22 protein-coding genes are annotated in these 26665 nt (G+C 38.1%); 12 read left to right on the top strand and 10 right to left on the bottom strand.

All coding sequences use genetic code 11. The features are described 5' to 3' along the window. Positions 1–33 precede the first annotated feature (33 nt). Positions 34–981 (top strand): hypothetical protein, encoded by a 948-nt coding sequence (locus BUF13_RS02700; RefSeq protein WP_073570195.1) that lies wholly within the window; start codon positions 34–36, stop codon positions 979–981. A gap of 53 nt (positions 982–1034) precedes the next feature. On the opposite strand, the gene BUF13_RS02705 is transcribed toward BUF13_RS02700, so the two are convergent. From BUF13_RS02705 to BUF13_RS02715, 3 genes are read right to left on the bottom strand one after another with little or no spacing between them, the layout of a single operon-like run. Further along, positions 1035–1505, bottom strand: a complete 471-nt coding sequence (locus BUF13_RS02705) for a hypothetical protein (RefSeq protein WP_073570196.1) — start codon at positions 1503–1505, stop codon at positions 1035–1037. Positions 1506–1512: 7 nt separating this feature from the next. Then, the gene (locus tag BUF13_RS02710; protein WP_073570197.1) at positions 1513–2655 is read right to left on the bottom strand and encodes a DUF819 family protein; all 1143 of its coding nucleotides are present in this window, start codon (positions 2653–2655) and stop codon (positions 1513–1515) included. A 2-nt stretch (positions 2656–2657) separates the two neighbouring features. Then, positions 2658–4172, bottom strand: coding sequence for a M20/M25/M40 family metallo-hydrolase (locus tag BUF13_RS02715; RefSeq protein ID WP_073570822.1), 1515 nt, complete (start codon positions 4170–4172; stop codon positions 2658–2660). A 164-nt stretch (positions 4173–4336) separates the two neighbouring features. Between BUF13_RS02715 and BUF13_RS02720 the strand changes: the two genes are divergently transcribed. The 8 genes from BUF13_RS02720 (at position 4337) to BUF13_RS02755 (ending at position 11594) form a co-directional block, all read left to right on the top strand. Continuing rightward, a complete protein-coding gene (locus BUF13_RS02720; protein WP_073570198.1) occupies positions 4337–5068 on the top strand; it encodes a dioxygenase family protein in 732 nt (243 codons plus the stop codon). A 74-nt stretch (positions 5069–5142) separates the two neighbouring features. Then, complete coding sequence (locus BUF13_RS02725; RefSeq protein WP_134204312.1) at positions 5143–5736, top strand: hypothetical protein; 594 nt, start codon at positions 5143–5145, stop codon at positions 5734–5736. Positions 5737–5766: 30 nt separating this feature from the next. Then, positions 5767–6885 (top strand): sensor histidine kinase, encoded by a 1119-nt coding sequence (locus tag BUF13_RS02730; RefSeq protein ID WP_073570200.1) that lies wholly within the window; start codon positions 5767–5769, stop codon positions 6883–6885. Beyond that, the gene (locus tag BUF13_RS02735; protein WP_073570201.1) at positions 6879–7541 is read left to right on the top strand and encodes a LytR/AlgR family response regulator transcription factor; all 663 of its coding nucleotides are present in this window, start codon (positions 6879–6881) and stop codon (positions 7539–7541) included. Before BUF13_RS02730 ends, BUF13_RS02735 begins: the two co-directional genes overlap by 7 nt. A gap of 127 nt (positions 7542–7668) precedes the next feature. Next, positions 7669–8928, top strand: a complete 1260-nt coding sequence (locus BUF13_RS02740) for a sterol desaturase family protein (RefSeq protein ID WP_073570202.1) — start codon at positions 7669–7671, stop codon at positions 8926–8928. Between the two features lie 90 nt (positions 8929–9018). Next, on the top strand, positions 9019–9774 hold the full coding sequence (locus tag BUF13_RS02745) for a sulfite exporter TauE/SafE family protein (protein ID WP_073570203.1): 756 nt from the start codon (positions 9019–9021) through the stop codon (positions 9772–9774). A 120-nt stretch (positions 9775–9894) separates the two neighbouring features. Then, a complete protein-coding gene (locus BUF13_RS02750; protein ID WP_073570204.1) occupies positions 9895–11013 on the top strand; it encodes an XdhC family protein in 1119 nt (372 codons plus the stop codon). Next, the gene (locus BUF13_RS02755; RefSeq protein ID WP_073570205.1) at positions 11010–11594 is read left to right on the top strand and encodes a nucleotidyltransferase family protein; all 585 of its coding nucleotides are present in this window, start codon (positions 11010–11012) and stop codon (positions 11592–11594) included. The genes BUF13_RS02750 and BUF13_RS02755 overlap by 4 nt, the downstream gene beginning before the upstream one ends. On the opposite strand, the gene BUF13_RS02760 is transcribed toward BUF13_RS02755, so the two are convergent. The 5 genes from BUF13_RS02760 to BUF13_RS02780 all read right to left on the bottom strand — a co-directional run bounded on the left by BUF13_RS02760 (position 11591) and on the right by BUF13_RS02780 (position 19955). Continuing rightward, entirely contained in the window at positions 11591–14797 is a 3207-nt protein-coding gene (locus BUF13_RS02760) for a CHAT domain-containing protein (RefSeq protein WP_073570206.1), read from the bottom strand. The two genes, BUF13_RS02755 and BUF13_RS02760, sit on opposite strands and share 4 nt — an antisense overlap. Before the next feature lie 10 nt (positions 14798–14807). Next, positions 14808–15518 carry a tetratricopeptide repeat protein gene (locus tag BUF13_RS02765; RefSeq protein ID WP_073570207.1) on the bottom strand — a complete coding sequence of 237 codons (711 nt, stop codon included), beginning with the start codon at positions 15516–15518 and terminating at the stop codon, positions 14808–14810. Beyond that, positions 15511–16059: a sigma-70 family RNA polymerase sigma factor gene (locus tag BUF13_RS02770; RefSeq protein WP_073570208.1), complete on the bottom strand. Its 549-nt coding sequence runs from the start codon at positions 16057–16059 to the stop codon at positions 15511–15513. The genes BUF13_RS02765 and BUF13_RS02770 overlap by 8 nt, the downstream gene beginning before the upstream one ends. A 119-nt stretch (positions 16060–16178) precedes the next feature. After that, on the bottom strand, positions 16179–18710 hold the full coding sequence (locus tag BUF13_RS02775) for a hypothetical protein (protein WP_073570209.1): 2532 nt from the start codon (positions 18708–18710) through the stop codon (positions 16179–16181). A 99-nt stretch (positions 18711–18809) separates the two neighbouring features. Beyond that, complete coding sequence (locus tag BUF13_RS02780; protein WP_073570210.1) at positions 18810–19955, bottom strand: cysteine desulfurase family protein; 1146 nt, start codon at positions 19953–19955, stop codon at positions 18810–18812. Between the two features lie 77 nt (positions 19956–20032). Here BUF13_RS02780 and BUF13_RS02785 point away from each other — a divergent pair, with 77 nt between their 5' ends. Continuing rightward, the gene (locus BUF13_RS02785; protein ID WP_073570211.1) at positions 20033–20383 is read left to right on the top strand and encodes a hypothetical protein; all 351 of its coding nucleotides are present in this window, start codon (positions 20033–20035) and stop codon (positions 20381–20383) included. A gap of 108 nt (positions 20384–20491) precedes the next feature. Next, positions 20492–22522 (top strand): glutamine--tRNA ligase/YqeY domain fusion protein, encoded by a 2031-nt coding sequence (locus tag BUF13_RS02790; protein WP_073570212.1) that lies wholly within the window; start codon positions 20492–20494, stop codon positions 22520–22522. A gap of 113 nt (positions 22523–22635) precedes the next feature. On the opposite strand, the gene BUF13_RS02795 is transcribed toward BUF13_RS02790, so the two are convergent. Together BUF13_RS02795 and BUF13_RS02800 are read right to left on the bottom strand one after the other, a co-directional pair. Next, positions 22636–24798 (bottom strand): xanthine dehydrogenase family protein molybdopterin-binding subunit, encoded by a 2163-nt coding sequence (locus BUF13_RS02795; protein ID WP_073570213.1) that lies wholly within the window; start codon positions 24796–24798, stop codon positions 22636–22638. A gap of 2 nt (positions 24799–24800) precedes the next feature. After that, complete coding sequence (locus BUF13_RS02800; RefSeq protein ID WP_073570214.1) at positions 24801–25259, bottom strand: (2Fe-2S)-binding protein; 459 nt, start codon at positions 25257–25259, stop codon at positions 24801–24803. Positions 25260–25492: 233 nt separating this feature from the next. Between BUF13_RS02800 and BUF13_RS02805 the strand changes: the two genes are divergently transcribed. Next, positions 25493–26611, top strand: coding sequence for an MBL fold metallo-hydrolase (locus BUF13_RS02805; protein ID WP_243839684.1), 1119 nt, complete (start codon positions 25493–25495; stop codon positions 26609–26611). Positions 26612–26665: the final 54 nt, after the last annotated feature.

Here is a 26665-nt window from a genome sequence, read left to right on the forward strand (position 1 = left end):
ATAGGAGTAATTATCAACCAAACCCAAATTTTTATGAAAAATAACCGAATAGTAATTGCTTTATGTGCCGGTATCCTACTTTTCTCCTGTCAGGAAACCGATGAAAATGTTGTTCCTAATCAGCAGCAGGTTGAAGAGGAAATTGTTTACAGTGACTTGCGGTTTCCACCAATGAAAGTGAATAGGGTAACCGAAAATGCAAGAATGGTGGAGTCCGAATATCAGGCTAAACTTTATATGGCAGAATATATCGTTGCACCGGGAAGCACCGAAATGGGTCGAACAGTATTGTTTGACAATAAAGGATCCAAAAAGCTGAGTATAGATTTTGCTCCTCAAAGTAAAATGTATGGTACTCCTGACATGTCTTATTACATTGATAGCTATAGACCTGCATCATCTTTAGCGCCTGCGGATTCTAGAATGGCCATTGAAAATTCTCTTATGACTTGGGAAGGTGCAACTTGTTCAGAACTTAACTTGTATGATATAGGACCTGCACCTTTTCCTGTGGGTATTGTAGCAAGTATTTTAGGATTTCCTAGTGTTGAGGCTTATGGTGCAGACATTGAGAACTTAGGTTTTATGCCTGGTGCCTTTTTTAATTTCCTTGCCCCAGGTGGTGAAAACTCCATCTTAGGTGTAACTTTTACTTTCTTTTGGATAGATGAGAATGGAGATCCTGTAGATCAAAATAATGATGGTAAGCCAGACGCCGCTTTTAGAGAAATCTATTACAATGATAATTTTAATTGGGCGGTTGATGGATCTCACATTGACTTAGAGACTGTAGCTTTGCATGAAAATGGTCATGGTCTTAGTCAGGCACATTTTGGAACACTTTTCCAAAAACAAAAAGGAGATTTTCAATTTTCTCCGAGGGCTGTCATGAATGCAGGTTATACTGGAATTCAGAGAACTATTGGGAAAACTGATTTGGCTGGACATTGCAGCATTTGGGCAAATTGGCCCAATAAATAGCATTGGTTAAAATGGTTAATTTGAGGTCTCTGATTCGTTGGAGGCCTCTTTTTTTATAACTCTTCTAGCCTATTCATATAATCATACTGGAGATCTTCATGAAGTTTTTCAATCAGTTTTTCCACTTTTCCTTTTTGGATTTCATACAGGTTTTTAATTACAGGATTCCTGTGTTTTAAAAATCCTCTCTCCTTCATTTCTTCACTGAAAAACAACAAAACTTCGACTTGGTCTTCCCTATTTTTTGAAAGTTTTAAAAGTTTGTTCATTTTCCTGCGAATGGACTGAATCCCTTTTTTGGCATAATAAGAATGATCCACTCTTACTTTTTCAAACTCCACAAGCAAATCTTCTTTGACCAATTCTACAAATAATCCCGGTTGATCCTTTTCATACAATTTGAAAAAAAGATAGGCCTTGTTATCCCTACTGAATTTGATCAACTCAATTAGTAAGTCTTTGATTTCAGATTCTGAGAGATAAGAAAGTTCTTTTTTAAGGTTAGCCAGACTGGGGATTTCCATTTTTATATCAAGAGATCATTTGAAATAGGTAAATCGTAAACATACCCCAAGCAGTTCCCGTGACCATACTCAATATTGCCAAAAGTACTGCGTGGGGCATTAAATCTTTGCGATAAGCTGCCGTCACTGCAGGAGCTGTAGAGATTCCTCCAAGATTTGCCATCGAGGCTATTGGAACCCAAATAAGGTTTAGATTCAAGGTTTTTGCAACTAGAAGCATCCCTACGAAGTGTAGAATCAACCAACAAAGTACGATACCTATAAAGGTGAAAGGTAAGGTCAAATTACTGAAATCAAGCTTCAGTCCCAGAATTGCCATCACCAACACAATACAGATTCCGCCTAGCTTTAATGAAAACTCTGTATTCCATGATGGAATGATATTCCCGAGGAGTAAGCCTATAATTGAAAGACTTATTACTAAGTATAAAAATGATAGTTGTAAGAAAAATGTACCTGAAGCCAAAAGAAGGAAGATTCCAATAATAAAAATAGGACGAATTTTCTTTGCGCTGTTGCTTTGATTTTGTTCCAAATTTGCGGGAATAATATCACTTATTCCTATTGTTTTACTTAATGAATCACCCTTTTTGATAAACTGGAACATCAAAATTGTCCAGATATTCACAAGAATATTGTCCAATACCAAAACAGAGAGAAATAGATTTTCTGGAGTTTCTGCTAATTCTTTCAAAATCAGCTGAGAAGTACTTCCTCCAATCCACCCTCCAACTATTGGAACTAGGCCTTTCCAATATTCCATTTCAAAAAACAATTGATCGGAGTCTCCTGAAATTGAGGAAGAAATGGAAACAAGGAATACTGGAAGTGTTGCAATTAATAAGCTTCCTACCACAAATAAGATAATAGGCCTAACTCCTACAATTGCTAGCTTTTTGATTGGTAAAGCCGACATGACTGCCAACAAGGTCACCGGAATAATCCAATGTCGGCTCAAATCATGGAGATAAACTTTTGATAAGTCCCAATGAAACAAATGAGTAAATGAAGCGGGAATTACATAGGCAAATAAAATAGCAGGAAACCAGTCCAAAACCTTTTGGACTATTCTATTTTGAACTTTAGTGATCTTGAGTACAAAAAGAACTGTGAGAAGAATGATTCCTGTTGCTATTAAATCCAAACTCATAATTAAAACCGTTGAGTCAGAATACTTAAGCAGGTCTCTATACCTTCCAAATAGTTTCCGATTCGGATATTTTCATTGGGTGCATGGATGCTATTGTCGGGATTGGGAATTCTAACAGAAACCGCTGGAGCATCCAAAATATTGATAAATGGAGCCATAGGTTGAGAGCCACCAGTTTGTCTCGTATTGATAAAATTATCTCCAAATACATGTCTCATTCCAGCTTCCAGCCAATGAGCAAAATCTGAGTTCATATCAGTTCTAAAGGGCTCAGAACCTTCTTTCACAGTAAATGAAGCTAGTTTTTTATATGTCTTTCGCTCGGCATCAGTTGGTTCTTCTCCTTCTATCAAGTGATACCCTTGTCCTTCTATAAAGTCTTTTAGGAGGTTCAATTGTCTTTCTCCTGGAGTTTCTTTCACCAATCTGAGATCCAATTCTGCCACTGCTACTGAAGGGATCAAAGTCCGAACTTCTTTCCCAACCCAAGCCGCATTGATTCCTCTGACATTCAAGGAAGGATATTGCAATGCTTCCTGATAGGTGTTACCGACTTTCTCAGCCTCTGCTATTCCCAAATCATCTTCAATTTCTTCTAGTGTTTCTGGTACCAAAGCCATTGCCTTGATATCTTCCTCAGTCAAATTAACTCCATCATAAAAGCCAGGGATTAATACTTTCCCATCTTCATCTTTCATCGCTGCAAGCAATCTAGCCATGGAAAACACTGGGTTAGGGGCGAAATTCCCATATTGACCGCTATGAAGATCTCTCGAAGCACCAAATACTTTGATGGTTGCCGTAGCTATTCCTCTCGCTCCGAAAGTCAAATTTGGGAGGTTTGAAAGATGGCGTGTTCCATCCATGATCAGAATTCCATCTGCAGCAAAGAGTTCATTGTTTTGGGCTACTACATCAGCTAATTCAGGAGAAGAAAGTTCTTCTTGAAAGTCTAGAATCATTTTTAAGTTTACAGCTGGCTCCCAATTTTGGGCTTTCATGATCTGAAGTGCTGAGAAAAAGGAATTTGCCGGTCCTTTAGAGTCTGAAGCAGATCTTGCAAAGATTTTCCAATCCAAATCAATATCACCTTGAAGATGGTCCATTGAAATTTCATTCCATTCACCATCTTTATTTTCTTTCAAAACGGGTATATAGGGATTTGGTTGATTCCAAGCCTTCGGATCGGCTGGTTGCCCATCTATTTGCATATAAACCAAAATAGTCTTCTTAGTAGGATCTTGAGCCCCCTGTGCGAATAAATGAGGAATATTTCCAGATTGAACGATTTGAGTTTGAAACCCTAAACCTTCTAAAAGAGATTGGCTCCATTTCAAATTATCTAGGATTTGATCAGGGTAATTCCCATTATTTGGGATTTTCAAAAATTCAATAAACTGATCTAGAGATGGTTTTAAATATTTCTCTGATTCTCTCCTAATGTCATCAGCTTTGATTTGGGCCTGACTTTGGAATACAATACAAAATAGAATTAAGGTAATCAATGGCTTTTTCATAGGTTGAATTTTCATAAAAGATAAGAATCCTCCTTAAAAAAAATTAAAAACTTTCTTTTCATCGTAAGATTTTAGGTGTTCGTCGCAAAGGGCTGTTTAAGGGCAACCAACACGAAAGAATTTGCCGTTGATTTGGGTATCGAATTTAACTAACCCATGAAATCATGAAAAAGAGAGAATTTATCAAAAGGTTGAGCATGAGTGCATTTGCTTTTCCTTTGCTGACAAGATGTATCGATGAATCGGATACAATCATAGATGAAACAAGTACGGTTACAGACGATGGTTCAAGTAGTACCAATTCTTCTACTACTTCTTCGGATTGTACTTTGACAAATACAGAAACTGCTGGTCCTTACCCTACCCATTCACCGGGATCATTGGTAAGAGAAGATATCAGAGGAGATAGAACTGGGATCGAACTTGATGTAGAAATCACCATTTTGGACCAATCACAATCATGCCTACCTCTCGAAGGTGCTTTAGTTGATATTTGGCATTGTGATAAAGACGGAAATTATTCTGAATACAGTGGATATACTTCAAGTTCATTCTTGCGCGGCCGTCAAGCAGCAGACGAAAATGGCAAAGTTGCATTCACCACTATTTTCCCAGGTTGGTACAACGGCCGCGCTACCCACATTCATGTCCACGTGTATACTGCATCAGGGAAGTCTATCAAAGTAACTCAGATTGCATTCCCTGAAGGAAGTAACTCAGCTGTGGTTCAGGTGAATTCAAGTACTGCAAATGGATATACTAAAGGAATGTCAGGCTACACTTACAATAGTAGCGACAATGTATTTAGTGATGGTGTTTCTACTGAAATGGCTATCGTTTCAGGTTCAATTTCTGAAGGATTTAAATTGACTCATTCTATTGTTGCAGCATCTTAATGGGGAATACAACTGAAATATTAGATAAAAGAATTTTCCTAGGTAAGAATGCTGAAATGCATCAAGTCGGAAAAATGATTTTAAGAAATAGAGTTTTGGAGGTTTCTAATGAGGCCTCCATAGCTATTTCTGAGATTACAATTTTACCGGGAGAAAAATTAGATCTTGGTACCAACTTCCCCTCTCTACAGCTTATCATTCCAGTTGTGGGTGAGTTAAAATTAGAGTCCGGTTTGTTCGTAGAGACCGGGGAAGTTTGGTCTAAGTTTATTCCAAAGAAAATGTCTTTATCACTGGAAAATCCATTTGATAAGGATCCCGTCCATTTTATTAGGATTGAGGTTCCAACCAGAAATTTCTATAGTGAAAGAACATTCGATTTTGAATTGGAAGAAATCGCCAATAAGGTTTTTACTATAGCTGAGTTCAAGAATGGAGATGAATCTTTCCGATTGAGTTTAGGGAATTTGCAAGGGAGAACCGACGTCGAACATCAGTCTTATGGTCCTTCATTTTCGATGGCTGTTACAGGTGTATTCGAATTTGAAAATTGTCTTTTGGAGCAAGGAGACGCTCTTTCAATCAATCAAAGTGGAATCCTTGAAATGGAAGCCTTGACGACAGAAGCTATGATCCTGATTTTGGAATATAAAAACTTGAATTTGTAAAAATTGAGATCCTTTTTGTAAATAGGCTTTATGAAATTTATACGCAGTTGGTGGCTTCACTTCTTCGGAGGTGTTGCTTTTTTGTTGGTACCAGTGATTTTATCTCCTCAGCCTCCTGAGGTATCAAGATTTGCTTTGGACCCTGCCACCATTCAGGAGTTATTTAGTAATGCCTTGATGCTAGGCTTTTTCTACTTGAACTACTTCTTGCTTATTCCTAAATTCTTTCAAAAAGGTCACTATCTCATCTACTTTTTGTGGGTAGGAATTTCATTTCTGCTGATAATAGGAATACCTGAGGTTGTTTTTTCAAATGAGCCTGGAGGAAATATTCCTGCTTTAAACCACAATCCCCCTCCGAAACCAAATTCAGAATTTAGACCAGATCGCGGTCCGGGACATCAACCCCCAGGATTTGGTGCAGGGCCCAATTCCTTTTTGGATAAGCTATTTCCTTGGGAAGAGTTGGCTTCTTATGCTTATCAGCTATTGTTATTCTCTGTAGTTGTCATGTTTTCAATCCTTTTGCGGCTGAGAGAGGCTTTATTCCAGACTGAGCAAGCAAAATCGAAGGCTGAAATTGGGTCCTTAAAAAATCAGATTAATCCCCATTTTCTGTTCAATACATTGAATTCCATTTATGCTTTAAGCATTCGAGAAAAAGCAGATAAAACTGGAGAAAGCGTTATGAAGTTGTCGAAGATGATGCGGTATGTTGTTTCTGATTCAATGGAAGACCGTGTCAGTTTGGAAAGCGAAATTCAATACATCGAAAATTACCTAGAATTACAAAAGCTTCGATTGCCTATAGATTTTTCATTGGATTATAAAAAAAAGGGAAGCTTCGCTGGAAAAAAGATTGCTCCGCTCATTTTGATATCCTTTGTCGAAAATGCCTTCAAACATGGAGTTAGCCCAGAAGAGACAGGTGAAGTCAAAATCATTCTAGAAACTCAAGGAGACGAATTTATTTTAATGGTTCAAAACAAAATTGTTTCTCATCAATTGGCACAGCATGAGAAAAGTGGATTTGGCCTAGGAAATACTCTATCCAGATTAAAATTAATCTATGGAGACAAGCAAGAACTTGAGATAGGAGAAAGAAATAGTTATTTTCGGGTTCACCTGAGAATAAACCTTGAATGCTAAAAGCGATTGCATTAGATGATGAACCACTTCCTTTAGAGATTTTGCAGACTTTCTGTGAACGAATTCCGGAAGAAATTCAATTGGTCAAAACCTTTTCCAAAGTCACTGATGCCAAACAGTTTTTAGAGTTTGAGCAGGTAGATTTGATTTTTTTGGACGTTCAAATGCCTCTTTTGTCAGGAATTGAGTTTTATAAGCTCTTTGGAAAAAATAAGTTATTGATCTTAACGACCGCTTTTTCTGAATTTGCCTTGGAAGGTTTCAATCTGAATGCTGTGGATTATCTATTGAAACCATTTGATTTTGAGAGGTTTAAAAAATCTGTAGAAAAAGCCCATTTGCATCTGGCTATGCTTTCCCCAGCCAAAGAAGGAACTTTTATTTGGGTAAAAGTTGATTCCAAACAAGTCAAAATTGAATTGGAAAAAGTGGTTTACATAGAGGGTATGGCCGATTATCTAAGAATTCATTTGGATGAGGAAAAGCCAATCGTGACAAGGATGACCATGAAAAAAATGATGGAAATGCTCGATTCTGATTTTTTAAGAATTCATAAATCCTATATCATCAGAGAAGATAAGATAACCGCCAAATCAAGCAAAGAAGTACAACTGGGTGAAGTGACTTTACCAATTAGTGCATCTTATAATATTTGAATAGACAGGCAAATCCTTGAAATAGATCAAAAAAGCTACTGATTCAGTTAATTGATTAATTGAGCTATTGTTCTGAAAGACCATTTTTCCTAGGTTTAGAGGAGTTATCACGCCATTCTAAACCCAAATGGAAGCCTACGGAGAAATATTATTGATTGCAATGCCTGCCTTCTTTGGCTTGGTACTTTTTGAAAAATTCTGGGGGATCTGGAAAGGGAAAGACACGGTTCCTGTTTCAGATATGATCTCCAGTTTGAGTTCTGGAATCACCAATGTGACCAAAGATGTTTTAGGTTTGAGTTTAGTTGTGATCTCCTATGCCTGGCTTTATGATAAACTCGGATTCTTCGAAATAAAAGCCACTTGGTTGGTTTATGTAATAGCCTTTTTTGCTTTGGACTTTGCCGGATATTGGACCCATCGGATCGCTCACGAATACAACATCTTTTGGAATAATCACATCATTCATCACAGCTCTGAAGAATTCAATTTAGCCTGTGCCTTGCGCCAAAGTATTTCAGGGATAGTAAAGATTTTCGCTGTTTTCTTGATTCCTGCAGCTATTTTGGGAGTTCCACCTGAAGTAATTGCTATCGTAGCACCCTTACATCTTTTCGCTCAATTCTGGTATCACACCCAGCATATTGGAAAGATGGGGATTCTGGAAAAAGTGATCGTTACCCCCTCCCATCACCGAGTTCACCATGCCATTAATCCAGAATATTTGGATAAAAACTATGGCCAGATTTTCATCTTTTGGGACAGGTGGTTTGGGACTTATCAGGATGAATTGGAAGATGTTCCTGCCGTATATGGAGTGACTAGACCTGTACAAACCTGGAATCCAATCAAGATCAATTTCATGCATTTATGGTTGTTGATCAAGGACGCTTGGAGAGCTCAAAACTGGTCTGATAAATTGAAAATCTGGTTTATGCCATTGGGATGGAGACCTGCTGATGTAGCTCAAAAATATCCAGTGAATAAAATTGAGGATGTCTATCATTTTGAAAAATATGATTCTCATTTATCTAAGGGAATGCTCATTTGGAGCTTTGCACAATTAATCGTTTTGCTTTTACTCTTGAGTTACCTTTTTGGAAATCTGGCTGCAATAGGCGCTCCTGGTATTTTCTACTATGGAGGTTTTGTCTTTTTAACTGTCTATGCCTACACTGAATTGATGGATAGAAATCCCAACGCTTGGGCCTGGGAACTCTTGAAAGCAGTATACGCCATGTATTTTGTGTTTACATCAGGTGATTGGTTTGGTATGAATACAGCCTTTCCGGGAGCTATTTATGGATTTGTGGGCTACCTACTAGTATCTCTACTCCTTTCCTTTGTGTTTTCACTTAACAAGGAAAGAGTTCAATTGACCAATTGATTCAGATAGACATTCTAAGGTGTTCTAGCTTGGATTTTTTTAAGTTTGGGAAATCGGGATATTTTTGTTCTTTGCTCTTGACCCCAACCTATGTTTTTGTCACTTACCTCTGAAATCAGTACTACTTCGTGGATTCTTAGTTTTTTAGCTGCTTTAGTGATTGGTATGTCCAAGGCAGGAATCAAAGGAATTGCGATCATTAATGTGACATTTATGGCTATTGCATTTGAAGCAAAGCAATCAACGGGAATTGTTCTACCACTTTTGGTGATCGCGGACATATTCGCCGTTATCTATTACAATCGTCATACCCAATGGAAATACGTCGCCAAATTCCTTCCATGGATGATTTTGGGAATTATTCTAGGGAGTTTGGTAGGGATGGATTTGCCAGAGAAAGCTTTCAAAATCTTCATGGCCATCATCATTTTCTTTACAGTTGGATTTATAGTTTGGTGGGATCAAAAGAAAACCAAAACAGTTCCTACTCATTGGGCATTTTCGAGTGGAGTTGGAACCTTGGCAGGATTTACTACGATGGTTGGAAACTTAGCAGGTCCAATTTCCAATATCTATTTTCTAGCTATGCGCTTGCCCAAAAATCATTTCATTGGGACTGCTGCATGGCTTTTTTTGATTATCAATGTTTTCAAATTGCCTTTCCATTTTTTCGTTTGGGAGACTATTTCCAAAGAAACTCTGCTCTTGGATCTAAAACTCATCCCCGGAATTATGCTCGGATTTTTGGTCGGTATCAAAGTCGTAAAAATGATCAATGAGGAGTTTTTCAGAAAGATGATTTTGATCCTTACAGCCTTAGGGGCAATTATTATCCTTTTCAAATAAATTCTTATTCAATTTAAATACCCAGGTGATTTTCATCAGAATTGAAATAAAATCGAGTGTTTAAACATTCAATTTTGGCTATATTTTGATTCAATTCTAAAAGAATCATCATCAAGGTAAATGAAGGAATTCAAACAAATCATCCAATCATACGAACTGGCAAAATCTGAAAACCGAAAAGTTGCTTTGGCGACGGTGGTTCAGGTGGATGGCTCCTCCTATCGCCGTCCTGGTGCACGGATGATGGTTACTGAAGAAGGTCACTTGACTGGAGCTATCAGTGGTGGATGTTTGGAAGGGGATGCTCTAAGAAAGGCCCAAACGGTGATTTTTCAACAAAAATCTATGTTGGTCACCTATGATACCACTGATGAGGATGATCAGAAATTCGGAGTTGGTTTAGGATGTAATGGTATCATTCATGTGTTGATTGAGCCTATTGATTATGAAAATCCAGCGAATCCTGTTGAGTTGATAAAATTGGCTCTTGCAGAAAGAATTAGCTGTGTTTTGCTGACTTTGTTTTCTATCAAAAGAAGTAAATCAGAACAGATTGGGACTGTTTTTCTAAAAAAAGGGAATCACGAATATGGGAAAGTGGACCATCTTCCTCCTGCTCTATGGCTGGAGATGAAGCATGAACTTTCCAGTTGGGAATTTGCATCTGGTAAAATCCAAGCCTATCCGGATTTTGATGACATTTCAGTCTTTTATGAATTGATCAGACCTCCGGTGAAAATTCTATTATTTGGAGCTGGAAACGATACTATTCCATTGGCAAAATTGGCTGATATTCTGGGTTATGAAGTGGTTTTGATTGATGGCAGAAAGAATTTGGCAACGAAGCAAAGATTCCCAAGTGTCATTGAAATAATTCAAGGTTCGGCAGAGGATGTTTCTGAACAAATAGAAACTGACTTGAGAACAGTGGCTCTTTTGATGACTCATAATTTTGAGTATGAGGCCGTAGTCTTGAAAAAGCTTTTGGATTGCATGATTCCATACATCGGAATTTTGGGCCCTAAAAAGAAGACAGAAAAGCTAATCGATCGGCTTCAAAATCAAGGAATTTCTGTGAGTATGGATAATATTTATGCTCCAATCGGAATTGAAATCGGTGCTGAGACATCGGAAGAAATTGCCTTATCAGCTTTGTCAGAAATCACCGCTGTTTTGAATAAAAAGGAACCAATATTCTTGAAGGATAAAGTGGGGCCAATTCATGAAAACCCATCATGAAAACAGGAGTACTAATTTTAGCAGCGGGTTCTTCTTCTCGCCTTGGAAAACCGAAACAGCTTCTGAAATTTGGTGAAGAAACACTTCTGTCAAAAACCATCAAATCAGCTCAGGAGGCCATTTTAGGACCTGTTCTAGTTGTTTTAGGTAGTCAATCCGACCTTATCAAATCAACTTTAAAAATTGATGGGGTTAAGTGGATTGTAAATCAAAACTGGGAAAGTGGAATGGCTTCAAGTCTTCAGGTAGGTTTGAAATTTTTGGAAGAAAATTATGATCCAGATCAAGTACTCGTGCTTCTTAGTGATCAGCCTTTTGTAAGTACAGAATTGATCCATCAATTGATGACTAAAAAGGAAAATTCTGCTAATGGAATTGCAGCCTGTAGCTATTCCGATACCATTGGTGTTCCTGCCATTATTGAAAAAAAGTACTTCTCGGAATTATTAAATCTAAAAGGTGATCAAGGCGCTAAAAAGGTGATCAAACATCATTTAGATGACCTGGTACAAATTCCTTTTGAAAATGGTAAAATAGATATTGATACTCAGGCTGATTGGGAGAATTTACAATACCTTTAGATTTTTTTCCTAAGAAAAAAATACATCAAAGCAGAAACAATCAAGGCTCCTAAGAATATCCAAAGGAGGTTTTTGAACCCTTTGTTCGATTCTAAAGGGCTCGTATCACCTATCAATCCTAAGCCAGCCCAATAGTATGGATGCGCCAATTCCGGCGGGCTTTGCTCCAGAAAACTCAATTTTGCATTTCTTAAAGAAGCAGACTTGCTTTCTCCATTGGTCAGATTTTTATAAAAATCCATCAGAATCTCTGAGCTGGTTTTTTCGTCTATTTCCCACATGCTCATCAAGACAGAGGAACAGCCTGCATGTAAAAAACTGTGGGCCAGTGAGATCAATCCCTCTCCGTCCTCGAACTTTCCTGAGCCCGTATTGCACGCAGAAAGCACAGCTAATTCAGCCTGAAGCTGTAAACCGTAAATTTCAAAAGCATGGATTATCCCATCTTGGTTGGCACTGTCAGCTTCATTAGGATAGGCCATATACAAATGGGAATTCATCGGATAGGCATTATCGACCTCTCCATGTGTTGCGAGGTGTAATATCTCAAAATCGGAAGCATTCTCGTAAAACAAGGATTCTTGAGCCTCGGTCTGTTGATAAAATGAGCCTTTTACCATGTTTGATGCCAGCTTAGCTGTTAAAAGAGAAAAAGGCTGTCTGATCAATTGACTCTGAATTGGAGCTTGATTTGGATGGTCAGAGATATAGCTTTGCTTCATCTGATCGGTAAAACCAGGGGCTATGAAAAGCCCATTTTTTGAATCCTTTTTCTTCTTTTCAAAAAATTGATTGGAAGTCGAAGTAGATAGAAGATATGAAATCTCGTGGTCTTTGATGAGGTATGAGAGCTCAGAAAAATTCTCTCCATCTTGATTTTTGATTAAGGATTCAAAATTGACAGAATAAAGCTCCCGATCAGGTATGATTATTATGTTTTTATCTTTTAAATCTGAATAGAAAGGAGAAATCAATTCATTGAAAATCACATGGGAAACTGATTTAAACTCCTCAAATTCAAGGTTTTTTAATTGATTCAATTTTTCTATTTGCCTACCTATTGAATTTCGGTCAATCATGTGGGTTTTTAAACCAGCATCTGATAAAACGAATGCATAAATCCTATTCTCAGACACTGAAAATTCAATAAGAACATTATTATTTCCCAACAATTTTCTTTGGATCTCCTCTATTGAATATGGTTCCAAAGAATAGCGTTCATTCCATATAGGTATGTCCAGATTGATGATGCTGTCTTGAAAAATTGAATAGCTCTCCATTGAATAAGTCAATTGATTCAAAATAGAGTCATTGGGACTATTCATGAAATTGGAGTTCAAGCCATTGATCTGATCTCTCCAAAATTGATCTAAAATAGCAATGGAATCATCGGCATCTATGGATTCAGAAATCATCATATTATTTGATGCTAGTCTCAGTAGTACCCCCTTTTCCAACTCTGAAAATCGAAAGGCTATTTCAAAATATTCCTTCTTTTCAAATTTGGCAGCTAAAATCCAGCAGGCATCAATCGCATGCAGAAGGATTTTTCGATGCTCTTTGGCCAATTCTATCAAAGAATATTGAGTTCTGAGGCTAAAAATGCTCTTTTGAAAATTCCGAGAATATCCGTCTGCCAACTCAATAATTTCTAAAAGATTTTCCTGACTTTCATTTTCAAGATTCTTTGCCCAAATCAAATTGATTCGATTTTCGATAAAAAAAGCAATTCGATAATTGGGAGGAAGGAGATCGGTCCATTTTTCTGATCTAATAAAACCTTGACCTAGAATTCGGATGAATGTACTATCTGAATATTTCCAGGCCGCCTCTTGGTTACCCTCTTTTAAAAATGCCAAACTGAGATCGTTGTACTTACTGGAAACTACTATTCTGGAATCAGGGTAAAGCTTTTTATAGATTTCTAAAGCCTTCTCATAATGCTCAATGGATTGTTTATAATTTTCAGAATTTAGGAACTCCTTCCCTATTGAAGTATGGGTCTCTCCTACCAAAAAGAAATTCTCAATATTTGAGGCCTGATAATGCTCAAGTGCTCTTGTATACCACAAAATAGCCTCCTCAGGTATGGATTTATATGCAAACAAATCTCCTATTTGGCTTTCCAAGGCAGCCAATCCCGGAAGATTTTCCTTTTCCAGAATCTGCTGTTTTAGGTAAGCAAATTGAAAAAGTGAATCAGCTTCATCCAGTTTTCCTAAATGCATTTTACTACTAGCCAGATGAATAATTGGTTGAATTATTCCAATTTCATCTTCTCCATAATTTTCACTGTGAAGGATTACGGATTTCGAAAAATAGGGCTCTGCAAGCGGGAATTCATTGAGTTTGTGGTAGATATTTCCAAGGTTATTATAGGCAATCGCCAAAAACTGAGGGTTTCCAGTTTTCTCATAATTCTTTTGGGAAACGTTTGCCATTTCCTGCAAATATTGAATCGCTTCTGCATAGCGGAATCTGGATTCTTGAATTATCGCCAATTGATTATAGACCAAGGCCATGGTTGGATGGTCCGGATCCAAATTAGCTTTGGCTATTTCATACAGTTTGAAACTGAATTTCTCTGCATTTTCATAATCCGCTCGATCATTGGCTATCAATCCCAATGATTGATATACCCCCATTAATTTTCGATCATTTTCTCCGTACAATTCTTTTTGAATTTCCAGAGATTTCAATCCATAAGAATATGCCTTTTCCAAGTTTTGGAGGTTTAGATAAAGCCAAGAAATATTATTGTAAAGAGTCGAAATCAAAGTCGATTTTTTGTCTTGTTCCCTGATTAAAGACTCGGCCTTTTGAAAAGTGTTTTCCGCTTCATTCCAATAGAAATCATGTACCAGCAACTGCCCTTTTTTATTCAAAGCAGCGATTTTGGAATCTGTTGAAGTGTTAAGATTTTCGGAAAGAAAAATGGCTGAATCGGCCATTTCAAGGGCTTCATTTATTCCGAATAAATCCCATTGAATTGCAGATTTGTGGACGTAAGCGAATACTATGCTATCGGGTTCATTTTCAGTTTTGAATTGCTTTATAGCCTTTTGAATAAGCTGGTTGGCAGACTCGAATTCCCCATCTCTGAATGCAGATTGGGATTGTGCATACCAATTTTGACCTAATGCAGAGGTGTACCAAAAGCTAGTAAAAAGAAAAAAAAGGAAATATCTTTTGAACCAAGCCATGTCAAAGTGACTATTTCAATTTTTCCAAAAGTTCCTCCTTTTTATAAAGAGGACTATTTAATTTTTCCAACAATTGAATCGCTGATTCCTTTTCTTCCTCTTTCAAGTAAATCAATGATCTATACCAAAGAGCTTTTTGATAAAATTCAGAATTGGAATCTTCTAATAATTGATCTAGAAATTGGGCTGAAGACTCAAATTCTTTTTGATTTAACTTGGCCATAGCCAAATAGAAAGCCAATGTATCAGTTGGCTGATCTTGTGCTAGATTGGTCCAAATATCTTGTGCTTCCTGATATTTCTCTTCTTTGTAACTGACCATTCCATCATCAAATTGATAAGAATCAGTGCTACTCATTGGTACTGGTAATCCTGGATCAGGATAAAAATAGGCGGTATAAATGTCTCCAGATGAACTTTCCGAATTCCATGGCTGCAACCAAATGAATAAACCTAAAATGAAGACAACTGAAGCAGCAATTCCATATTTGAGGAAAGAAATCAACTTTCTACTTACTTTAGAATTTTCTTTGTTTTTGATCCAAGAATCAACTTCAATAGTCGCCTGCAAGCTTCTTTGAAAGTTAACTTCTCTTCTAAGTTCCTGATTTGTAATTATCCTCTCTTCGAAAGCTCCTTTTTCCTCAGATGATATTTCTCCCAAAATAAATCTTTCGATCTCTTCAAATTCTTCTAGCGATATTTCAGGCTTATTATTCATGCTTGCGTTGGAGTTCCAAGTAGGTTTTTCTTAGTTTATTCATACATCTGAACTTGATTGTTTTGATGCTTTTCTCAGTTGTATTTCTGCTGGATGCTATTGATTTTAGACTTGATTTTTTGAAGTAGAATCTTGATAAAATCTCTCTGCAACCTTCTCCCAATTGCATAAGTGATTCAATCAATAAATTGGTTTGTATTTCATTTTCTTCCCAATTTTCATCTTGTTGATTTCCTTCATTGTAGTCATTTCTATCTTCATTGATGCTACTGGTAGGTTTTCTAGTTTTTAGGATATTGATCCATTTATACTTGCAGATTTGTCTTAGGTATGCATTGAATTTTTCCTGACTACCCACAAACTTTCCCGTTTTTAAATTGACCCAGGCAACGTGAATACAGCTTTGGAATAAGTCTTCTGCATCTTCAATCGTACCTGAGTTTTTGACCACGTAACTTTTGCACCACTCGATATTCATGGAGTATGCTTGTGAAAGAGCTTTCTCTGGAGATTGAAACCAATATTCTTCTGATGAACCCAAACCTTGTAATTATTTGATCATCAAGATAAACTGCTAGTTTCATTTTTTCATTAAGTTTTGTTTAAAATACCATAAGTCATAGTTGGTTAATGTGAGTCAGGCATATTCAGTCCTATCACTTATTTTAATTTCACAATCAATTCTGCCATTCCTTGATATGATTTAGCCCGTTCCTCTCCTTCAGCACATTCTGCTGCGCCATCACCCATCCAGGATGGCCAAGATCTCCCTGATACTAATAAATGGAAAAATTCATACCTCCCATCAATCAATTCCATTGATTCAGATGTCCAACTAATAGATCTTCCTACTTGAGAAGGTATAACATCTGGCCAATAATAGAGTACCCTTGCTTGATAGGACTCTGCCCCTTCAATTGGAGGTGTTGTGAAATATGTATTTGAACCACAGCTGGAATAAAGCTCATCTGGCTTGTAATTGTAATAGGAATAATAATCTATGGGAAGGTGAAGGATTTTGTATTTATCATCATTTAGAATTTTTAAAGTGGTCTCTAATGTTTGATATAAAAAGTATTCGTCATCGACCTCTGACTTTGCATAAATCTTTGCAGTGATGGTTTCTGTTCCATTTTGTGTATCACTATCTAAACATCTATACTTCAGATTATTAGTGCCAAATGTATTCACGATGTTAGAATAATTCCCTTCATATAGAAATTTCCCATGCTTACCGGATGTTTCCCAAACTATCTTCATTTCTGAGAAATCCATCAAAGATTGGTTTCTAATGATGGGCTCGATAGATACGTCCACCATATTTACATTTCCTTCTTTTCCAGAAAGTGTTACCCCTTTGGGTAAAAGCTGATAGTTGCTTTTGCGGATCGTGATGCTTGCAGTATCCCGTCCTATTAATTTATTTTTGTAATAGGCCTCAACATAGACATATTCTACATTGTATTCATCCGGAAGGTTTGCAGCACTTACTTGAGTGATGTAGGTGATTTTAGGAGTGGCAGTTTCGATTTTCTTACCTTTATCTCCATCGGCATTTCTAACCTCTCCAAATTCTCCGGGAGTTTCAAAAACAAAATAAGGATGGGTACCATCTTCTATAGTCAGATCCTTAATAATTGGCTCCAAGTCTACATATGAATAGGCGCTAATAGTAGACTCTTGTGGGCTTAAGGTGACTTTTGAGCTTTTGGCTCTGACGTCCCATTCTTCGAGTTGATTTGAATTTCTATAATCCCATGCCAACCTTATAAAATCCCCTGCGAGCAATGTTACATTGACGACTTTCATGATTTTCGCAGACTTTTTCATTACGTCGTCTACCTTATCATAATCAAATTGTGGGAGCTCATATCCGGATTGATCTGCACGATCAACCATTAAGTCAAAGGCTGCATTTGCCAAATCCGGAAAACTATTCTCAAGGATATTTGTACTAGATTTTAATAGAAAAGTGTTTATAGCTCCTGAAAAATCTCCCTTTTTAACATTTTCATAAATATCTGGTGAAGCTTTAAGAAACACTTCTGTCTTTTCAATAAATGCTTCAACTGTTCCACTTTTTATATCGAATCCAGCTCCCTTCAATTCATCTTTCCAACCAAATATCTCCATGACTAATGGAAACATGAAATCCAAGGCAAATGCTTCAATCTCAAGTCTAGTCAATTTGGCTGTTTCAGTTTCAGTTTTGGGCTTAGGATCAGCTATTCCAGGCCCTATAACATGGACTTTATATCCAATTTCACTTACTCCATCAGGTAGATTGAGATCTATTGGAGTAGTTTCCTTGTAGACAAAATCATTTTCTTTGCTTTCAATAGTCGCCCCCAATATTCCTGTTATGGAATTTGCTGCATCTGCTGGAGAAACTTCAAAATCTATGTCTGATTGTGTACCGGTTCCGACTTCAGATAGCAACACATTTTTATTCCCTGCCTCATCCTTGGTATACATTTTATAAAGGAAAGCATGAGCCCTTCTCCGGTAGCTGTTTCTAATTGACAATTGACCAATTGAAGGGTCGAAAACTTGAATTCCACTTTTAATACTTATTCCTTCCACCTGAATTGTGGAAGCTTTTTCTATTTGAGTTCTTGCGAAAATATCGCTGTAGTTGTCTTCGGGTAAAATCCCATTTAGTACCTCTGTAAGTGGGTCTAAATAGGTTTCTTTTCCTAGAATCAAAGGGTCTGATTTCCAGAGCTCTTCAAATTCCGAATCCCAAATGCTTGTTTTGGGCAAGGAGCTATATTGTTCCAGAAATATTGGTGTGAGTCTCTCGTCCCTAAAGTCCAATGCCATGCCCAAATAAACCAACACCTGAGCTGTCGTTTTTGGGCTTAAAGTTGAAGTAGAATCGGTAATAAAACCTGCCAAGAGTAGGTTGTCCTCCTGATCAAACAAATATGCGAGGCTGGGAACATTTGGCGTGGAAACAACCAGGGATGCCCCATTTGAGCTTACTGGAAAAGAATTGCCAAAGGAAAAAATCTCTGCTGTAGCTAAATCAATTCCAGCTTCTGAAGGAATTTCGATTGAAATGTTCTTTGTATCAAATTCGCCCGTTGGAATATTTGGGTCAACTGTAGGCTCATGTTCATCTTTGCAGGAATATGTAAATAGGAGCAAAAAAGACAAAAGGCCGATAAAAAGTAAATGTCTAGGTTTCATTGAGAAGGAGGTTAAATATGATAGGATTCTAAAAAGTCATTTGACTTTCAATCCTCTATCAACTCCATCACAAAAAAGTAAACAGGGTGATTAAAAAAATTAAATGTTCCTCAATTCAAAAACTACACTATTGACCCATTCAATAGTATCCCGAATCTCTTTTTCTTTAGTATTCATTCCCAAACTAAATCGTATCGAAGCTCTTCCTAAATCAGGTTCTATGCCCATTGCTTCCAAAACGTGACTTGGTTTAGGGTTAATAGAAGTACAAGCTGAACCGGAGCTTACTGCTACCTTTTGGCAAACCTTTCTCAATAGCTCCTCTCCTTCTACTCCAGCAAATGAGATATTGGAAACATGAGGCAAACGATGAGTTTGACTTCCATTCAAAAAAGTGTCTGATAATTCCAAAAGGCCTGTTTCTAATAGATCACGCAGGCTTTTTAGACGGATTTCCTCAGAAACCAAATGAGCTGAACGTAATTCAGCTGCCTTTCCAAATCCCACAATTCCTGGTACATTTAGAGTACCACTTCTCATCCCTTTTTCATGCCCTCCTCCTTGAATTTGAGCCAAAGGTTTGGGCAAGGGATGATTATGTCGAACAAACAAGGCTCCTACTCCTTTTGGTCCATATAATTTATGAGCAGACATCGCCATCAGATGGATTCCTTTCACATTAACAGGGATTTTACCAACAGCCTGAACTGCATCAGTGAAAAAGATTATCCCCTGATCTTCACATAATGCAGCGATATCAGAAACTGGATGAATGACTCCTGTTTCATTATTTGCCCACATCAATGAAATCATTTTTGTATGAGGTTTTACTGATTTAAAGAGCAGATCAAAATCTATTTCTCCTTTGGAATCAACAGGTAAATGAGTGACTTCAGCGCCTCTATTTTCGATTTCTTCCAAAGTATCCAACACAGCTTTGTGTTCGGTTTGGCAAGTGATATAGTGTTGTCTTTCTCCCAAATAATGCTCAAAAACTCCTTTGATTCCTAGATTAATTGCCTCGGTAGCACCCGATGTAAATACGATCTCTTTGGACTTTGCTCCTATCAAAGTAGCTACCTTTTCCCTTGCTTCTTCAACAGCATTTTCGGCTACCCAGCCAAAGGGATGGCTTTTGCTGGATGCATTTCCAAAATGAGTCCCAAAGTATGGGATCATTTCTTCGATGACTTCAGGAGCACAAGGCGTGGTGGCGTTATAATCTAGGTAAATCGGATAGTTCATGTGACTAAAATAAGTGATTCTAATTCCATCCCCTTACAAATTTCAAGTAACTTCGATCTGAATCAGTCTATTTGATCATGCAAGAAAATTGGACATTTGAAATTGGAGAAGAGCCACTGGGTAATGAAATGGAAATCGATGATTTTTTGACAGCCAGAAAAAAGGAACTAGGGATCTTTCTTTCCTTTTATTACAAAAAGCAGGGAGCAGTTGCCGAAAACGTAAGTGTGATCAATACTTTGCTTTTGGACGGTAAAAAATCCGGGAAGCTGACTTTATCATTTAACGTAGTTTATTTCAATGCCTGTTTGGCTATTCATGAGCAAGACCATGATAAAATGGTGCTGAAATTCAAGCTGGATAGAGAAAATAGAAAATTGGATTTAATAGGTCCCTACTGGCCAGAAAGAGAAATGGATGAGATTTAAGGTGAAACTTGCCAAATCTGAATTTTTTTAATCTAATCTCTTTCTTCATTTTCGCTGATTGTTGCAATTCCTTTCAATTGAAGTAATTTTGAACATCAGTTTTCACTTATGAAAGAATCACCAGAAGCACTCAATTTTATTGAGCAAATTATAGAAGAAGATCTGGCCAATGGCCTTCCAAAAGATAAACTAAGGTTCCGTTTTCCACCGGAGCCTAACGGTTATTTGCATATTGGTCATGCTGCCTCCATTTGTTTGAATTTCGGTTTGGGAGAGAAATACAATGCTCCTGTCAATCTGAGATTTGATGATACCAATCCTGCCAAAGAGGAACAGGAATATGTGGACGCGATCAAGCGTGATATTGCTTGGTTGGGCTTCAAATGGGCAAATGAATGCTATTCTTCGGATTATTTCCAGCAGTTATATGATTGGGCTGTCCAGTTGATCAAAGAAGACAAAGCCTATGTTGATCAGCAGACTTCTGAGCAAATCGCCGAACAAAAAGGAACTCCTACCACTCCGGGGACTGCAAGTCCCTATCGTGACAGACCAATAGAAGAAAGTTTGGAGCTTTTCGAGAAAATGAAGAATGGGGAATTTGAAAAAGGCGCTTACCTTCTTCGTGCAAAAATCGATATGGCTTCTCCGAATATGCATATGAGAGATCCGATTTTGTATCGTATCATCAATGCGCATCACCATAGAACCGGCAACGATTGGTGTATCTACCCGATGTATGACTGGGCTCATGGCGAGTCAGATTATATCGAGCATATCTCCCATTCCCTTTGTACGCTTGAATTTAAGCTTCATAGAGAGCTGTATGACTGGTATTTGGATCAGATTTATGATTCAGCCAATCTACGTCCTAAACAAAGAGAATTTGCTCGTAGAAACTTGAGCTATACCGTCATGAGTAAGCGAAAGCTTCTTGAATTGGTACAGAAAAAGGTGGTTTCGGGCTGGAATGATCCCCGTATGCCAACTATCTCTGGTTTGAGACGAAGAGGTTATACACCAGACTCAATTAGAAAATTCAGTGACCTATCCGGTATCTCCAAAAGGGATAATGTGACGGATGTTTCACTTCTTGAATATTGCATCAGAGAAGATTTGAATAAAACCGCTACTCGTGTAATGGCTGTTTTGGATCCCGTGAAGCTTGTTTTGACGAATTATCCAGAAGGGGAAACGGAAATTCTACACATGGAAAACAATCCTGAGCTTCCAGATTCAGGAACGCATGAGGTACCTTTTTCCAGAGAGCTTTATATAGAAAGAGCTGATTTTCAGGAAGAGGCAAGCAAGAAGTTTTTCAGATTGGCTTTGGGAACTGAAGTTCGATTGAAAAGTGCCTATATCATCAAAGCAGATTCAGTTGTAAAAGACGATTCTGGAAAAATTACTGAGATTCACTGTACTGTTGACTTGGATTCAAAGTCAGGAACGGGAACAGAAGCAAGCTTGAGAAAAGTCAAAGGAACCTTGCATTGGGTATCCATTGAGCATGCCATCAAAGCAGAGGTTCGTGAATATGATCGTTTGTTCTTGGACGAAGCTCCGGATTCTCATGAGGATAAAAACTTCCTGGAGTTCATCAATCCAGATTCATTGAATGTGATCAAAGAAGCTTATTTGGAGCCATTTTTGGCGAATGCGACTTTGGAAGACAAATTCCAATTCCAAAGATTAGGTTACTTCACTTTGGATACTGACACCACTTCTGATCAATTGGTTTTCAACAAAACAGTTGGTCTGAAAGATTCATGGGCGAAGCAAAATCCTCAAAAAGAGCAATCAAAACCAGCAGCTCCTGCTCCTCAAAATCAGCCAAAGAAAAATCCTTTGAGTGAGATGCAGCAATTGAGTAAAAAATTGACCAATCTTCCTGAAGAAAAATATGCTTCCACAAAGGCAAACATTCAGAAATTGGCTGAAGAGATCAATTATGAAGAGATTGAACCTTTGTTTAATACCGCTGCAAAGAAAGTAGGAACTCGAATCGGTGTCATGTTGATTTTAGGAGTTTTGATTGAGAAAGGTCAAGAAAAAACAGAGGCTGCGAAAGTATTCATCGAAGCAGGTTTAAATGATTCCAATGAATTGCTTAAAGCAGAAGCTGAGGCGATTGGTTGATTTCAATATTGGAAATTCATTTTCTACAATAAATAAAAAAACGCCTTTGGGTTTTACTCAAAGGCGTTTTTGCTATTTCTATGGTCTAATAACTCTCGACAATAGACTTATCATCAGGTTCTCTTGATTTCTAATTTGATATCAGAAAATTCCTTTTGCTCAATGAAAGGCTGACTTCTCAACCTTCGACCTGTTGCAGCAAAGATTGCATTGGCAATTGCTCCGCCTGTTGGTGGCAAGGCTGGTTCACCCAGACCTGTTGGATCAAATCCACTATCCAAGAAATGGGTATTGATTTCTGGAACTTCTTTCAAACGAATCAGGCGATAGGAATCGTAATTCTTTTGCTTTGGAACACCATTTTCAAAAGTCAAATTGGTGTACATCGCATGTCCCATTCCATCTACAATCCCACCTCTTACCTGATGGTTTGCACCTGTAGGATTGACAACCATTCCACAATCTGTTACAGCAGTGATCCTTTTGAGCGTAGGGCTTCCTCCATCCATTTCAATATCTGCTACTTGGGCCACATATGATCTGTGGGAGAAGTAAACACTCAACCCTTGTTTTACATTTGGATTTTTACCCCAATTGGACTTTTCAGCTACTTCTTTGGTCACGGCGATCATTCGATTAACATTGTATCCCAACTCTCCTACCGGATTGTTTTTGGCCTTTTCATATAATTCCAATCGAAGTTGAACTGGATCTTTTCCTGCGGCCAAAGCGACTTCATCCAAGAAACTTTGCTCGGCATAAGCGAGGAAGTTTGTGATTGGTGCTCTCCAAGCATTTGTTGTTATACTGGAATCGTAGCTTATGGATTCGATCAGGACATTTTCTACAGCGCCAGATGGGAAATTATTCTCACGAGTAGTGTTTCCGGCATTCATTCCAACACCCTTGAGTTTATAGCCAATCATATTACCTGCATTATCCAATGCCGCCGAAAATTTATATCTCACAGCTGGTCGATAAGCCCCACCTGTCAATTCATCTTCGCGACTCCACACGATTTTTACAGGACCATTGATTGCTCTGGAAACTTCTACAGCCTCCTCTACATAGTCTGCTCTTAACCTTCTACCGAACCCACCTCCTAAACGAGTGATTTCTACAGTGATATTTTCCGGTGGAATCCCCAATATCTGAGCCGCTGTCTGTCGAGCTCTATCTGGTGTCTGAGTTGGACCAATCAATTCACAACGATCACCTTGGACATGTGCAAAGAAGTTTTCTGGTTCCATCGGGGAATGCGCCAAAAATGGACATTGATACTCCGCTTCCACCACTTTAGCTGCGGTTTTGAAAGCCTTATCTACATTTCCGTCTTTCCTTCTTACATCTGCCTTTCCATTTTCCAGGAGATCTTTAAAAATACGATCATGATCTGCAGTGCTCTCAACATTACCATCTGCTTCATATTCAATTCTCAGCAGTTTTTTTGCTTTCAATAGAGGCCAAGTGGATGTTCCTACCACGGCAACCGAATTCCCAAAAGTAACAACATCCGTTACACCTGAAACCCCTCTTGCTGCTCCGTCATCCATTGATTTGATTTTCATTCCAAAAGGAGCTCTCTGAATCATTGCATGCTTCATTCCCTCACGGTAAAAATCCAAGCCGTACATTGGTTTTCCTGTGTAGATTTCTTTAGCATCAACATTCTTTACTGGAGTCCCTATGATTTTGAAATCCTTTTTATCCTTTAAAGTCACTTCCTCAGGCGCTGACATGGTGGAAGCAACTTCTACAAACTCACCAAAATGACCTGATTTACCGGATTCTTTATGAGAAATAATACCACTTTCCACTGTGATTTCTTCTGCGGGAACATTCCAGGTTTGGGCTGCAGCAGCTACAAGAACATATTTGGCGGTAGCACCTGCTTTTCTCAATCTTTCCCAGCTATGAGGCATAGCACCTGATCCTCCTGTTAATTGCCTGTCAAACTTTTCTGTATCCAGATTCGCTTGAATTACCCGGACTTTAGACCAATCAGCATCCAATTCCTCAGCTACAACCATTGGAAATGATGTCTTGATATTTTGACCCAATTCAGGATTTGGTGAATAGATTACCACATCACCTGATGGAGCAATGGATAAATAAGCATTGAAGTTTTTGACTTGAGCCAAAACTTCTTCAGTGCTCAATACTTCTACTTTCGGAGAGTCGCAACTGGACCAATTAAAGCCAATAAACAATCCTCCGGCAGTGGTTCCGACTATTTTGAGGAAATCTCTTCTTCCTTCTCTAGTGATAGTGCTCATGATTATTTGGTTTTTGCGGCTTGGGCTACAGCTTCTCTTACTTTATGATAGGTACCGCATCTGCAGATATTGCGGTTCATTGCATTGTCAATCTCTTCCATACTTGGGCTAGGATTATTTTTCAAAAATGCAGCGGCTTGCATGATTTGACCTGGTTGACAAAAACCACATTGGGCCACGTCAATCTCCTCCCAGGCTTTTTGCACCGGATGATCTCCATTTTCTGACAATCCCTCAATGGTAGTAACCTCAGAATTTCCAACACTGGAGACTGGAGTCACGCAGGAAAAAGTGGCATTTCCATTCAAATGGACAGTACAGGCTCCACATTGGGCTATTCCGCAAGAATATTTCGTTCCTACTAATCCTAAATGATCTCGAAGCACCCACAATAATGGGGTATCGTCCTCGACATCAACGGTATGGGTTTTTCCGTTAATTTTTAAGTTTAATGTTGCCATGGATAGATGTTGTTTGGATTTAAGTTACAAAAAATCAAGCCCTTCCAAATGCCATTTGTGGAATTCCAAGATTAAAATTGTAGTAATTGAACACTCTATATCCTTAATTAGTAGGAAACTAAGCAATCAACCCATAAAAATATTGAAGGCTTTGGACCTATTTATTCCTGATTCTTGTTGCCTTCAATATCGTATTTTATCGCTCTGTTTTTGTGGAGTAAAATTTTATAAAAGTGATTAAAAAACTATTTCTGGGCCTTTTAGGCCTAATTTTAATATTAGTAGTTACCGGAGTTCTTTTTGTGAATTTAAGTCCACAATTCGGAGAAGAACCAAGTGAAGAAAGGCAAGCTGAATTTGAGAATCTGGACCATTATTCAGATGGGAAATTTCAAAATCTTATCCCTACAAACATGGATATGGGTTTTGCTAAAGCCATGAGAATGATGCCGGAATTTTTCAAAAATGACCCATCCAGAAAGCCTGATTTTGAATTACCGATAGTCTCAGTGGATTCCAGCGAATTGGTTGGAAAGGTCTTCCCTACTCGATTGGTTTGGTTCGGACATTCAGCATTTTTACTTCAATTGGATGGGAAAAATATTCTATTAGATCCAATGCTAGGTGAAGTTCCTGCTCCGCATCCATGGCTAGGAGATAAACGATTCTTTGAAGAATTGCCAATCGAGATCGAAGAGTTACCTGAAATCGATATCATCCTTTTTTCACATGATCATTATGATCATTTGGATTATGAGTCAGTTCAAAGACTGAAAGATAAAACGAGGGCTTTTTATGTGCCTTTGGGAGTTGGTTCACATTTGGAATCTTGGGGAGTTTCGGTAGATAAAATTCATGAAATGAATTGGTGGCAAGAAGGAAATGAAAATGAAATCTTTCTAGCCTTTACCCCTAGTAGACATTTTTCAGGAAGAGGCTTGACCAACCGATTTAGTACTCTTTGGGGTTCTTGGGTGATTCGAGGGAAAAATGACACTATCTATTTTAGTGGAGATGGAGGGTATGGCCCACATTTCAAGGAGATTGGTGAAAAGTATGGACCTTTTGATTTTGCTATGCTTGAATGTGGCCAATACAATGAAAATTGGAAGGAAATCCACATGATGCCAGAAGAAACTGCTCAAGCCGGGGTGGATATTAATGCGAAAGTAATTATGCCGATTCACTGGGCAGCTTTCCGATTAGCAATGCATTCATGGACCGATCCAGTGGAAAGAGTTTTGGTGAAAGCTCAAGAACTTAACCTCCCTATCATAGTCCCTAAAATCGGCTCCAAGATAGAGTTGAGTGCAAATCCTGAAATCAGAGAAAAGTGGTGGATTAAGCCTTGATTTTGGTTTTTTATCTGATTTTCAGGGGATAAGTGCCAGATTTATGCTGAAAAA

The sequence above is a fragment of the Algoriphagus zhangzhouensis genome (assembly GCF_900148515.1).
GTDB lineage: Bacteria > Bacteroidota > Bacteroidia > Cytophagales > Cyclobacteriaceae > Algoriphagus > Algoriphagus zhangzhouensis.